Annotated in this window: 9 protein-coding genes and 1 other annotated feature; of the genes, 3 read left to right on the forward strand and 6 right to left on the reverse strand. The window is 51.9% G+C overall.

Annotated features, from left to right (window positions below; translation table 11 throughout):
- Positions 1-110: 110 nt before the first annotated feature.
- The 6 genes from KNP84_RS02950 to KNP84_RS02975 all read right to left on the reverse strand — a co-directional run bounded on the left by KNP84_RS02950 (position 111) and on the right by KNP84_RS02975 (position 10,220).
- Complete coding sequence (locus tag KNP84_RS02950) at positions 111-2,186, reverse strand: bifunctional metallophosphatase/5'-nucleotidase (RefSeq protein ID WP_215114200.1); 2,076 nt, start codon at positions 2,184-2,186, stop codon at positions 111-113.
- A gap of 263 nt (positions 2,187-2,449) precedes the next feature.
- On the reverse strand, positions 2,450-4,402 hold the full coding sequence (locus KNP84_RS02955) for an asparagine synthetase B family protein (RefSeq protein WP_215114201.1): 1,953 nt from the start codon (positions 4,400-4,402) through the stop codon (positions 2,450-2,452).
- 71 nt (positions 4,403-4,473) lie between these two features.
- Positions 4,474-4,899 (reverse strand): hypothetical protein, encoded by a 426-nt coding sequence (locus tag KNP84_RS02960; protein WP_235045168.1) that lies wholly within the window; start codon positions 4,897-4,899, stop codon positions 4,474-4,476.
- Positions 4,900-5,195: 296 nt separating this feature from the next.
- Complete coding sequence (locus KNP84_RS02965; protein ID WP_144060661.1) at positions 5,196-7,607, reverse strand: Ig-like domain-containing domain; 2,412 nt, start codon at positions 7,605-7,607, stop codon at positions 5,196-5,198.
- Positions 7,608-8,369: 762 nt separating this feature from the next.
- Positions 8,370-9,692 carry an Ig-like domain-containing protein gene (locus KNP84_RS02970; protein WP_214835452.1) on the reverse strand — a complete coding sequence of 441 codons (1,323 nt, stop codon included), beginning with the start codon at positions 9,690-9,692 and terminating at the stop codon, positions 8,370-8,372.
- 153 nt (positions 9,693-9,845) lie between these two features.
- Positions 9,846-10,220, reverse strand: coding sequence for a nuclear transport factor 2 family protein (locus KNP84_RS02975; RefSeq protein ID WP_029594901.1), 375 nt, complete (start codon positions 10,218-10,220; stop codon positions 9,846-9,848).
- Positions 10,221-10,400: 180 nt separating this feature from the next.
- Here KNP84_RS02975 and KNP84_RS02980 point away from each other — a divergent pair, with 180 nt between their 5' ends.
- From KNP84_RS02980 to KNP84_RS02990, 3 genes are all read left to right on the forward strand, one after another.
- Complete coding sequence (locus tag KNP84_RS02980) at positions 10,401-10,682, forward strand: hypothetical protein (RefSeq protein WP_051627691.1); 282 nt, start codon at positions 10,401-10,403, stop codon at positions 10,680-10,682.
- Between the two features lie 73 nt (positions 10,683-10,755).
- Positions 10,756-10,978 (forward strand) — a binding site (T-box leader).
- A 55-nt stretch (positions 10,979-11,033) separates the two neighbouring features.
- A complete protein-coding gene (gene trpE, locus KNP84_RS02985) occupies positions 11,034-12,365 on the forward strand; it encodes an anthranilate synthase component I (RefSeq protein ID WP_215114202.1) in 1,332 nt (443 codons plus the stop codon).
- The gene (locus tag KNP84_RS02990) at positions 12,362-12,940 is read left to right on the forward strand and encodes an anthranilate synthase component II (RefSeq protein ID WP_029594898.1); all 579 of its coding nucleotides are present in this window, start codon (positions 12,362-12,364) and stop codon (positions 12,938-12,940) included. Before trpE ends, KNP84_RS02990 begins: the two co-directional genes overlap by 4 nt.

The following is a 12,940-nucleotide window of genomic DNA, read 5'->3' on the forward strand; positions in this document are numbered from 1 at the left end:
TTTCAGTCAGATGACAATCGGACGACTTGCCATTCCCCTCTTTTGTAATACCCGACTTTCCTTCCCTGTAACAAAAAAACTCCCCTGAATCATCAGGAGAGTTTGACTGCTTATTCGGCTGCTACGTCGACGATGCGACCTTCCACTTTCGGCTCGACCGTGACAAGGCTTGCCACGTGGTCGCGCAAGTTTTCCCAGTCCGAGAGACCGAGGTCTTGGACTCGGCCTTCAGTGTAAGCAACACCGAGCTCCGCGAAACCGTCGCCGCCTTTCGCTGTGAAGGCGTTCGTTGCAACTTTATATTTCGTTGGTCCGTTTTCCACAAGTACCGGTGCTCCGTCTTTCATGTACTCGATTTTCGTCACGCGTTCGCCTGACGGTTTCGAGCTATCGTACGTCACTTTCAAACCAGCGACGTGAAGGAAACCACCGTTCTCGTTCGGAAGCGGTCCGACACTGCGTTCGAACGTTTGATAAATCTCTGTCCCTGTGAGGTCAGCGATCGCAAGCGTGTTCCCGAACGGAAGCGTCGTGAGCACTTCACCGATTGTGATCTCACCTTCGTTGATGGCTGCACGGATGCCGCCACCATTTTGAATCGCACCGATGACGTCAGGGCTGAATGTCTTCGCTTTCGCGAGCATGCCGTCCGTGATCAAGTTCCCGAGTGCCGTTTCATTCTTACGGACGCTCTCGCCAGTCGTGTTGCCTGGGTCGCTCGTACGTGGGTTTGTAAGGGCAGCTGTTGCCGTGGCGCCAGTCGGTTGGTTTTTCAACTCATCGACTTCTTCTTTGAACGGTGCGAGGAGTTGAGTCGCTTTCGCGTCCGCTTCAAGTTTCGTCACATCGATTAAAGCACCCTCATGGGCGACGACTTTTCCGTCTTGGTCGAACGTGACGTCAAGTGTGCCAAGGTATTGGCTATATTGATACGCTTGGACGATCAACGTCGGGTTGTCCGTATCCGCATTCTTCACGACCGGTGCTGCGAGAAGCGAGTGCGAGTGTCCGCCGATGATGACGTCGATGCCTTCGACTTCTTCCGCGAGGATTTGGTCGTTATCGACTGTTGGGTTGTCATCGTAACCTAAGTGCGTGACAGCGACGATTTGGTTGACGCCAGCTGCTTCGAACGCTGCGACAGCCGCTTTCGCTTCCGCGATGTAGTCTTGGAACTGGGCGTTGCCCGGGCTTGCGATTTCAGACGTCTCTTCTGTCGTGAGACCGAAGAATCCTACTTTGACGCCGTCTACTTCTTTAATGACACCTTCATACAGACGACCGTTATATGGCTTGTCTGTCACCGCGTCACGGAAGAGCGGGTTCAAGTCTGTGTCTGCTGAGAAGTCGAGGTTCGAGCTGACGAACGGGAAGTTCGCGTAGCGAATGAACTTGGCAAGTTCGGCGTTGCCGTCTTCGTCGCCACCGAGATCGAACTCGTGGTTCCCGAGTGTCATCAAGTCGTACTTCATGTAGTTCATGAGTTTCAAGTCAGCCATTCCTTCAAACTTGTTGAAGTAAAGTGAACCTGAGAATACGTCCCCAGCGTCAATCAAGAGTGCGTTCGGCTTCTCGGCGCGGACTTGTTTAACCGCTGTTGCGCGTTTTGGCGCCAAGTCGAGTGAAGCGTGCGTGTCGTTCGTGTGCATGAACGATACCGTGTTCCCACCGACCGAATATGGAAGTTCAGCTTCGATTGTGCGGCCATTGCTCGTAAATTTCGCATGAGCCGTGAACGAACCAATTTTTGATGTATCGATGTCGTGAACACGGACGAGACGCTCGACCGTTCCGTTCGCGAAGCGAACATCGAGACGAAGTGCGCTCGGTACGTTCTCCCCTTGTTTGAACGAGAGTGCTTCCGCCGGCTCGATAGCAACCGGATAGTTCAAGACGCGGACACGCTTCTCGACTTTAATCCCCTTGCCGACCACGATCCCTTTCGCCGTTTGGTATGTACCGAGTTTGTTCAACTTCACCGATGACTTGTACCAATGGATGTTGGCACCTTGATATGTCTTATCGAGTGACGCTTCGAGGTCACCTCCGCGGACGAAGTCGGCTTTCAGTTTGACCGTCTTAACTTTTGGTGCCGCGTCAGCTGTCGCTGCCGGAACGATCGATGAAGCGGTGATGGCCGCCACAGCGAGTGAAGCGTACAACTTGTTCGTTTTACTTGTGAGCATTTGATTTTCCCCTTTCAAATGTGGTGAAGCAGAACTAAAACGAATGTTAGCGCTTACAATGTCTGACGGATCATAATCGGCCTTGCTCCCTATTCCGTCTTCAGACCTATCGTTTCAGAGACCACTTTCCTCTCTAAACATATCCAATTCCACTAGTAAATACAATTAATTTTTCGTTAATTCCGTGTATCTTTTCCAAAAAATCCCCCGATTGCAACATCGAGGGATTCCATGGAAATTTAAATACGTTAGGCAAAAAGACCTTATTCGGTTTCAATCAGTTCATGAAGCTGGGTGAACGGACTCGACGCCCCTGCCTTCAAATGCCCGTGCTCGATTTCTTGGAGACGGAGCGCCTCGAGCTGCATCTTCGAGGCCGCGCCCCATTTGTTCGGCCCACAATCACGAAGGGCGACCGTCCGGACCATGAGTTCCGTCGCGTCAGCCGTCGCAGCGAACTCGACCCAAACTTGGTTCGGTCCGCCCCAAGCGGCGATATCTTCGGATAAATAGAGCACACCGTCGACCCAAATCTCATAGCGCATCCGTCCCAAGCCGAGCGACGACCGCTTCTCGAACGGGTTGAGCACGTTCAAATTCAAACGATACGTCTGTCCCGGTTTCGTCGTCAGGATTTGTGAGTACGCCATATGGTCGCCTTTTTGCATCGTGTTCGCCTCGAGGTGGTATGACACGTTCGTCGTCAAGCGCCGGACGGTCAACGGGATCGTCGTCTCGTCCAAACGGCCGCTCGTGATGACCCCATCGAGCGCCATCCACCCTTGGTCGAGCGTCGGATGCATATAGTCACGCATCGTGTCCCGCTTGTTCACACCCCAGAACGCGAGCACCGGCCATTCGTGCCCGATCACTTCATAAAATAGTTTGGCGTATAACCGGTCCCCATAATCAGGTGTCAAGAACAGTTCCAAGATGGCGCGGGCGTTGAATGGGATATACGTCTCAAACGCGACATCGCTCTCGGCGAGCACTTGCTGGTGCCAGACGCCCATCCGATACTCCCAATACAACAAGTCGTACGGGTCGTAACCGTGCAGCGTCTCAGTCGTCAAATTGACCGCGGCCACGTAGGACGTCCAAAGCGAGACAACACGCTCGTCTTCCCGCGACTTCCATGAATAGCAACGAATCGCCCCTTCGACTGTCAACTCGGCCGGCAGCGTCCGGTTCTTCCGATAAAACGCTCGCCCGATTTCAAGGATGTTCGAGCGCAAGTGGCGCGTCGGACGGTCTTTGTACAGTTTCATATATTCGTACGCGTGGGCATGGCCGTGACGTGATGTCACGCTTTGCCGCAACATCGAACGGAATGCCCGCGTCTCCTCGGCTTGTTCGAACGCTCGGTCATCGACTGGGATGACGCGATGGCGAAACTGAAGGTCACGCGCCATCATCGCTGCGACTTCGACATCGATATCGAGCGATTCGACGTGATGACCTGCCGCCACGTTCTGATACGTGAACGTCTCGATGTTCGAGAGGAACGGTTTGAGAAGCGCCAACGATAGACGACTGTCAATCCCTGCCGTGAGCGAGAAAATCATGCGTTCGTCCGACTCGAGTAGTTGATGGAGCTGATTGTCGAACCATGTCCGTAGCGGTTCGATGGCCGCCTCGACCGGCAACGCATCGAGCGGACGCCGTGGATAATAGCGTGTCATCCGGTTCGTCTCGTCCACGAAATGGTTCGGGACGAGAATGCGAATCGACGCATAAATCGTGAAATGACCTGGCAAGTGATAATGGTTATGTTGTCGCAATTCGTCCGAACAGAGCGGGTGCGCCTCAGACTGGACGTCTTCTTGTAACAGTTCGAGATGCGACGCCGCTCGGAGCGGTGCGTCCGTCGTGAAGTAGACACCTCGCATCCCGGTCGCGTCATGATAGAGGCGCACTGACGTGTCGTCACCCCGAATCAACATGTAGCGGCCACCCATGAAATCGAGCGCCTCATGAAATGCGTCCACGTCTTGCTCGTTCAATCGTTCGAGCACTCCCTGTCGGTCACGCTGTTGCGCTCGGATGTCGAGGATGTCCCCGAAAGCGAGGAGCCAGCGGGCACCGTCTTGAATCAAGTCGACCGGACTGAGCGGGTCATAATAAAAGAAATCGCCGTTCGGCAAAGTGATTGTTTCCCATCCTTCACGTTGTAGCCGGGTAGCGGTCATTAAAAATCCACGTTGATAAGCTTGCATGCTGTCCCCTCATTCTATAGAAAATTCGTTCTTTGACTCTAAAAAAGACGAGCACCGGTCGTGCCGGCGACTCATCGACTCTGACTGATAATGGTCATCCAAATATTGGAGAAGACGCCAGCCGTCTTGGCATAATCCACAGGATCAGCCATGTTCAGTTGGACGCCGTTCTGATAGACAAACAAATGCGTCACCGTCCCACCCCCGGACGCCCCGATTGTGATGCCCCGCTTCGTGAGCGTCTCATCCGGTTCGGCGATAATGGAGACGACCGAATCGGCCCGATCGCGTCGGACAACGATGTAGCCCCGCGTTGGTTCAATATAGGCTTGGGTAAAGCCAAGCGGTTTATGGCTCCCGTTCGCGTGTATGTATAACCCTTGCGGATCAAGCCGCAACGCCATGCCGCTGAATCTTAATTCACTTCCCGTTACGGACGGAAGCAACACCTCATCGGCCTCGGCTTCTTGTTTTTGTTCGTAAATGATGCCCGCCATGACCAGAAAAACCAGGACAAACGTCCTGATGAAAACTTGAAACTTTTGCCTCTGTTTCCGTTGTGATCGACTCATAATCCCCCTCCAAATTATAAAGTGTTCACCCAAAACTAGTACAATATAATCATACCGCACTTGTTTTAAATTTCCATAATAAATTGGGATTAATATGTATTTATTGCAGTTTCATACATAGTAAAACCGGTAGCGTCAAACGCTACCGGTTTCAAGATGGCGCAGCCCGAAGGCCTTGCTCTATTTAACCCTAAGGGAGGGTCAATGAAGGTCAACGCTAATTACTTAGCGATGTTCACCGAAGTGAACAATGGGTGTTTGTTGTTCTCGAGGTCGAGGACTTCGAACGCAGCGCCTGGTTTGAGCGTGAGCGTTTGAGCTGTCTCGGCCGGAGTCAACACACGGTCAATCGTGATTTGGACTTGGTTCGACTGCGATCCCATGATTTCTGTGACTGTCGCAGATTTCGAGAGATCTTTGTCGCCAACGAGGACTTTGAAGTCTTCGTAGCCATCTTCGATTGAGTACTTCGCGATTGACTCATCGAACGTGAGCGTGATGACCGCGTAGTCGCCCGATACGTTGTTCGACGTGAGGACCGCAGACGTCAAGCCTGGAAGGTCGTTCTCCGCGAACTTCTCGTTCAACGAGACTGTATCCATGACGTTGCCCACTACATCCTTGATGTTTTGGATCACGAACGCATATTTACCAGTCGTTTGAATCGCGCCTTCTTTGAGTGTCAACTTGATGACGTCGCGATCTTCATCCGTGAAGACAGCTTTCTCGGCGATTGCCTTGCCTTCAATCAAGAAGTTGCCCAAGTTGAGTGACGATGGGTCGAGCTTCTCGCTGAACTTGAGGTAAAGCGTGCTGTTGTCCTTCTCTTGGAAGTAGTAGCCATCGAACGTTGGCTTCTCTTTCTCGATTGGACTTGAGACGATTGAGAACTTGATTGATTGCTCAAGGCTCTCGTTGCCGACGACATCCTTCACGAGGTTAGCCGGAAGTTTGACCGAGTAGTTTCCAAGCTCAAGATCCGAGATTGGCGTCTTGATTTGGTTCTTCGAGTAGTACGAAGCGTCAGTCCATGCCGCCACTTTCTTCTCGACACCGTTCGGCGTGATGTACGAACCGTACATCTTACCGTCGCTGTAAGCACCATGCTTGAGTTCTTCAGAGAACGTGAGGACGAGGTGATTCTTGCCGTCGATGACTTCCACTTTCGCGTCTGTCACAGTCGGAGCCATTTCATCGTTCGTGAAGTTAACCAATTTCGTTGACGCAGCGCCGTAGTTGCCAGCGAGGTCGCGGAAGTGAGAAACTTTCACGTCGATTTGACCGATGAACGAGTGGTCGCGGACAGTAAGGACTTTGCCTGACTCATCGAGCCATGCGTTGTCATCAAGGTCAGCTTCGATTTCGCCGTTTGTGAGCGTGATTTTCGCGACGTGGTTGTAACGGTCCACGTAGACAGCCTCAGAGAATGTGACTGTGAGGTAGCCTGGTTTCGACGAAGACATGCCGACGACTGAAGGGTTGACCGCGTCGATGACTTTCTTCTGAACGATCTTCGTCACTGGGTTTGGCGAGATGAAGTTGCCAGCGAAGTCACGGAGACCGACGAGCGTCAACTTGTAGTCTTTGCCTGCGACGAATTGCGCATCTGACAAGTCAAGGATGAACGATTTGCCGTCCCATGAGAGTTTGTCGACGTCTACTTTGTAGCCAGCGCCAGAAGCATCTTTCAATTCGAGTTTCTTCTCGAGCTCATCTTCCGAGTCAACGTTTACCGGCTCGGAGAACGTGAACTTCACGCGGTTGTTTTCAAGGTACTCAGGGTCGTTAAGGACCGGGCGTACGTTGTCTTCGAACGTGTAGATTTCTTTGAACGGTACGAGCGCTTTACCGTCGAGTCCTTCAATCTTCGAGCTAGCAAGCACAGCGTAGCGGCCATCGAATGTCTTCTCGGCGCGAACGACGAGCGTTTTGCCGTCTTTCGAGAGTGTGCCGCGAAGTCCTTTGAGGCGTTGCGCGTCTGGAATGTGATCGATTTCGACCGTTCCATCTTTGAGCATGCCGTTATAAAGGAGTGTGCTCGCGTCTACCGGTTTCGAGAAGTTAATTTCAAGTTCCTTCGCATTGAGCAACTTGACGCTCGACACCATCGGAGCTGATTCAACAACTTTATACTTGAACGATTTTGAGACCGTTCCGTACGCTTTGTTCGTGTACGTGAAAGTCGCCATGAACTCGCCGACTTTCGATGTGTCGATACCAGACCATGAACCTGGTTTCATATAGACGCGATCTGCGAACTTGACCGGCTGTGTGCGGATTCCTGAAACGGCTTCCCCTTTTTCGAAGACGAGCATTTCTTTCGGTCCGACCACTTCTTGGGCATAGTTCAAGACGCGAATGCGTTTCTCGACTTTGATGCCTTTCCCTTTGACGAAACCAACCGCCGTTTGGAAGACTCCCAATTTGTTCATGTTGACTGAAGACTTGTACCAGTGGATCTCTGATCCATGATACTTCTTGTCAAGCGCTGCATCCAAATTGCCTTGGCGTACATAATCTGAACCTAGCTTGACGACGGGCATTGCTGCTGAAGCCGACATTGCTGGTGCGACTGCTGCCGCTGTCACTGCAAACGCTGCCGCAGCTGTGACAAATTGTTTTTTGTTTGCCATCTTGTTTAAATCCTCCCTTTGGTAAAATGCGATTTCTGCGTCTTCGACTTTCTCGGTCTTCTCGATCACTCCTCAGACACCCTTACTGCCCGAGTTATGTATAGCATCGATAGGACTCGAGTCATACAAAAACAGGTATCTAAAACCATACATTGACTTTTAGCCTATGCATCGTCCCAGATTGCTTACATCCATAATATACATAACGTTTCCAGTTGAAACAAGCGACTTTTTAGCGAAAAAGGGAAATGATAATGCATTTTCATGATTTTATTTAGAATAAATATTCTGCGTTCGATTAATTACCAGCGTAATAAAATCGCATCAAATCAACAAAGTAAGCGCTACCAGCATTCGAACTTATGATCAGACTTCTGTCATCAGGTTAGATTTTTATGAATCGGATGATTAAAATATAATTACCAATTATTTTATTGGTTTTTACAACATAAGATAAATAATAACCATTTATAACCAAATAATTATGCAAGTAACGTTTTCTAATAAACCATTTCGTTACCAGTTATCTCTTTATTGGATTCTTAAATAAATGATTACGCTTTTCGAATAGGACTTTTGAAGGTGAGTCCAATGGACGATACACAAAAAAATGACGGGCTTTTCGCAGAAATGTTTGATTTTATCCAGTAAATGGATATTGAATTACGGGGATTGTTGTTGCACACAACACCGACGCTCCTTATTTTTGAGAACAAAAAAAATCGCCCTTCTCCTATGAAGGGCGATTAAAACTGATGGGGATTAATAACCGACGAAACTGAGTGATTCCATGAATGCACGTTTCTCCGCAGCATAGAGTGGCCATTCGATGACGTCCTCACTGCCTTCCACCGTCACGACGATTCGGTTCTCGGGACGAACATTCGCTTTCACGAATTGGACGAGCTTCGCATCCGGTTTGAACTCAACGTATTCCGCGACCGTTCCATCCTCGTATTCAATGTACTCGATCTCGTCTTGATCAAGGTTCACTTTATACGACTTGCTGCCGACTTTCAGGCGGAGCGTGTCCATTTCAAGGAAACCACCTTCCGATTCGATGTTGAGGAAGAACTGCATGCTCGCTTTCGACGGTGAACCGTAGAAGACCGGCGCGAACGTCTCCGCATAACGGAACTCCCCATAGCTATCGAGCACTTCACGATGGACCGTCACCGGACCTGGGAAACGATAGAACTTGTTATAGAGCGCATGTTGGACGCCGAGTTTGAGCGTGCCGCCTTTATTGCCAGCGCCGTCAATCGCATACAACGAGATCGCTTGCCCTCGTTTTTGTTTTGGGATTTTAATCGCGAATTTCCCAGTCGACATGACCGGTGCTTTATAAAGTTTCGTCCCGATTTGAGCATACACCGTCGCGTACGCCTCGGCCGTCCCTGTGATCGATGTCGATGTCGTCGTCACGCTCTGTGCGACACGCGGGCGCGCTGGAGCCACACCGTCTTTAATGACTTTTGTCGAGCGCGTGACGCTTGTCGCGCCTTTCGCATCGACCGTCGTCGCACGGATGACCGTTCCGATTGGAAGGGCGACCGTCGCGCGGCGATAGACGCCTTTCGCATCATAGCGCGCCGTGTACGAAGCTGCACCGACTTGGAGTGTCACTTTCGCGCCAGGCGTTCCTGTCACGACGATTTGACGAGCCGAGTTATTGACCGTTCCGATTTTCGGCGTCGCCGGACGGGCGGCCGGATCGACGGCGACAACGACTTCCGTCGTCTCACTGACGTTGCCCGCGGCATCACGCAAGCTGACCGAGATCCGTTTGCCGACCGATTGCGGGCTCATGTTGAATTGAGCCGTCCCCGCTTCCGTGACGACACGCGTGTACACTTTGCTGTTGATGCCGATCAATGCTGTCGTGCCAGCCTCTCCTTCAATTACAAGTGACTTCGACGTATGGAGTGGCGTCGAGACGACAGGTGCGAGCGGTGCTGTGACGTCGACCGTCTCGACGACTGGTGGTTCTTCTGTTGATCCTTCTGCTTGCGCTTGGAGCGGCAAGAGTGGCGAGACGATGAGTGAACCGGCTAAGAACAATTTCAAATACGATGAATGATTCATGACTTTCCTCCATTATGTAGGTTTTACAGTTAATTGGTCGAATACCAAATTCTATTGTAATAATTCGACTTCATACAATGACGGATTTTTAATAAATCAGGTAAATGATTTCACAAAAAAACTGCTTTGGTTTCCCAAAGCAGTTCACGGTTCTCACACCTCATGAATCATTGTTGACTGGCCGCCTTGCCAGAGCCACGTGTCTTCTTGTTTCACATAGACATGCAACACCCAGAACCGGCCTTCGTAAGCGTTCGTCCCGAGAATGAAACGCTCCTCGAGCAACAGTTGCACGAGCGCGATCTCACCAGCCACCGTCTCGTCGAACGTGACGGTCTCCTGCGTAATCCACTGGACAGACGCCGGGTCAACGAACTGGTCTAAAAATGTTTCTTTATCGAACTGACGTCCGCTCGAGTCGACGTAACGAAACTCGTCATGCATGATGCCGCGCATCGCGTCCAGGTCGCCCTTGACTTGAAGTTCGGCCCGTTCGTCAGAAAGTTGTTTTAAGTTGATGGTTTCCATTGATGTACCTACCTTTCGCGTCCATCATAACATACTCGTATGCTCGAGTCGTCTCACTTGTAATGGTCATCTTCATTGTTCGATTGAATGTAACCACATCGGTAGTATTCTTTTTCTTATCCTCTATTCCCTGTATACTTATCAATATACAGTTAATCCCATTTCGAGAGGACTATGCTTATGGATTTGATCGACCCGTTCATCTGGCAACTCGTCATCGTCCCTATCCTCACCATCGGGACCGGTGTCCTTATTGCATTACGATTCGAAAAGTCTTATATCGCCCCGCTCATCACGTTGGTGCTCAATCTCGCAATTGAAATGACGATGGGCCTCGCGTACTACGGGACGCTCACTTCTCCATCGTCTTGGAATTGGCTTTTCCCGATTCCCTCGTTTCTCGTAGCCTATACGTTTCTCAGTAAACGGAAAACTGAGCGCCAGACAGAAAAACATTCCTGAGCCCTAATCATTCTGACAGTTTCAATATTGACATTCTGACTTCAGCCCGTTAAAGTAACGATAACATTCATACGAACTCGCGATGAGAAAGAAGAGTAGCGTGAAGATTCGTCTCCAGAAAGCCGGTGGTCGATGCGAACCGGTGACGTGTCTCACGTGAATGGGCTTTTGAGCGTTCAGACCGATACGTAGGCTCTGACGGGTCCTCCCGTTACCGAGGATAGCGAATGATTGTTCGCGATGAGTGGGGGGAGCTCCCCCAACGAAGGTGGCACCACGGGTCCCCCGTCCTTCATGTCTTTTTTAGACATGTCGGGCGGGGGACTTTTTTTATTTCAAGGAGGAGATCACATGAAACAACTCATCATCAACGGCGACGAACTGACACCGGTGGCCATCTTTCATCGATTAGAAGGCGAACGGAAAGTGTTACTTGAGAGCCGCGCCGAAGGCAAGCATGGCCGTTACTCGATTATCGCCTCCAATCCGGTCGAGACGATTCGCGCCAATGGCAACGAAGTGACCGACGCATCCGGCACGATGCACACGGACGACCCGCTCGCCTTGTTATCAGAACTGGTTTCGCGAGACACGCCGGATGCCCCCTATCCGTTCATCGGTGGTGCCGTCGGTTATATCGGCTATGACATGCAACGCGTCTATGAACCGATTCCGAACACACCTAGCGAGACTCGCGGTTTGCCGGACGCCTTGTTCCAACGATATGAGACGGTCGTTCTCTATGATCACGTCGAGGAGCAGGTCATCGTGATCGACACCGGGGATGCTGATGCTGAGAAGCGACTCCACCACGTCAAACGGTCGCTCGAGACGGCGAAGACACACGAGCTCGCCCCTGTCGTCCGCACGAGTGAACGCGTATTGACTGGCAAGGATGAGTTCGTCGAACGCGTTTTGCAGGCGAAAGAAGCCATCCTCGCCGGTGAGGTGTTCCAGCTCGTCTTGTCCCAACGGATCGATGCGACGTTCACCGGCGACCCGTTCCACTTCTATCGGACGCTCCGGAAACAGAACCCGAGTCCGTACTTGTTCTATATCGATCTGGGCGAGGCAATCGTCCTCGGGGCGTCCCCGGAGAGTCTCGTTCGCGTCGAGGGCAATCGCGTCTCGACGAATCCGATTGCGGGCACGCGCCCCCGCGGCAAGACAATCGAAGAAGACGTGCGTCACGCCGCTGATCTCATTCAAGACGAGAAAGAACTCGCCGAGCACCGCATGCTGCTCGACCTCGGTCGCAACGACATCGGCCGGGTCGCCAAAGTCGGCTCGGTCACGATTCCGAAACAGATGGAAGTCGAGCGCTTCAAAAACGTCATGCATCTCGTCTCCGAGGTCGAGGGCGAACTGCGTGACAACTTGAATCCGATTGATGCGTTACGTGCCTGTCTCCCGGCCGGTACCGTCTCCGGCGCCCCGAAGATTCGGGCGATGCAGCTGATTGACGAATTGGAGACGGTGAAACGCGAAGTATATGCCGGGGCCGTCGGGTATCTCGACGTCCGGGGCGGCTATGATTTCGCTCTCGCCATCCGGACGATGGTCGTTCAAGGAGATACGGCCTACGTCCAAGCGGGCGCCGGTATCGTCTACGACTCGGACCCGGTGTCAGAATATGAAGAGACGTTGCATAAAGCCAAATCCCTTTTGGAGGTGTTCGCATGATTCTACTTATCGATAACTACGACTCGTTCACGTACAACGTGTATCAAGATGTCGCCCGGTTCAGCGACGTGACGGTCATCCGTAATGATGAACTGACAATCGACGCGATCCGCGACCTCAATCCGGCTGGCATCATCATCTCTCCGGGTCCAGGTGGCCCACTGGATGCCGGTGTGTCGCTCGACGTCGTCCGCTCTTTGTCTGGCACCATCCCCATCCTCGGCGTCTGTCTCGGTCATCAAGTCATCGCCGAAGCGTTCGGGGGGACGGTCGGACGGGCCGAGCAGGTCATGCATGGGAAGACGTCCGTGATCGAGACAATACCGAGCGTCTTGTTCGATGGGAATCCGAGCGAGGTCATGCGCTATCATTCGCTCGTCGTCCAAGAGACGGACCTCATCGTAACCGCTCGCACGACGGACGGTGTCATCATGGCACTCGAGCATCCCGAACACCCGACGTATGGCGTCCAGTACCATCCCGAGTCGATTGGCACACCGGACGGACGCGACCTGTTCGAGCGCTTCGTTGAGATTTGCCATACAAAAAGACCGAGGAACGTGTCCTCGGTCTGA

This window comes from Exiguobacterium sp. s70 (genome assembly GCF_018618315.1).
Classification (GTDB): Bacteria; Bacillota; Bacilli; order Exiguobacteriales; family Exiguobacteriaceae; genus Exiguobacterium; species Exiguobacterium chiriqhucha.

What these genes read in the sequence shown, in the direction of transcription:
- KNP84_RS02950 (WP_215114200.1), bottom strand. Translation starts at nt 2,186, where the DNA reads ATGCTCACAAGTAAAACGAACAAGTTGTACGCTTCACTCGCTGTGGCG.
- KNP84_RS02955 (WP_215114201.1), bottom strand. Translation starts at nt 4,402, where the DNA reads ATGCAAGCTTATCAACGTGGATTTTTAATGACCGCTACCCGGCTACAA.
- KNP84_RS02960 (WP_235045168.1), bottom strand. Translation starts at nt 4,899, where the DNA reads ATGGCGGGCATCATTTACGAACAAAAACAAGAAGCCGAGGCCGATGAG.
- KNP84_RS02965 (WP_144060661.1), bottom strand. Translation starts at nt 7,607, where the DNA reads ATGGCAAACAAAAAACAATTTGTCACAGCTGCGGCAGCGTTTGCAGTG.
- KNP84_RS02970 (WP_214835452.1), bottom strand. Translation starts at nt 9,692, where the DNA reads ATGAATCATTCATCGTATTTGAAATTGTTCTTAGCCGGTTCACTCATC.
- KNP84_RS02975 (WP_029594901.1), bottom strand. Translation starts at nt 10,220, where the DNA reads ATGGAAACCATCAACTTAAAACAACTTTCTGACGAACGGGCCGAACTT.
- KNP84_RS02980 (WP_051627691.1), top strand. Translation starts at nt 10,401, where the DNA reads ATGGATTTGATCGACCCGTTCATCTGGCAACTCGTCATCGTCCCTATC.
- trpE (WP_215114202.1), top strand. Translation starts at nt 11,034, where the DNA reads ATGAAACAACTCATCATCAACGGCGACGAACTGACACCGGTGGCCATC.
- KNP84_RS02990 (WP_029594898.1), top strand. Translation starts at nt 12,362, where the DNA reads ATGATTCTACTTATCGATAACTACGACTCGTTCACGTACAACGTGTAT.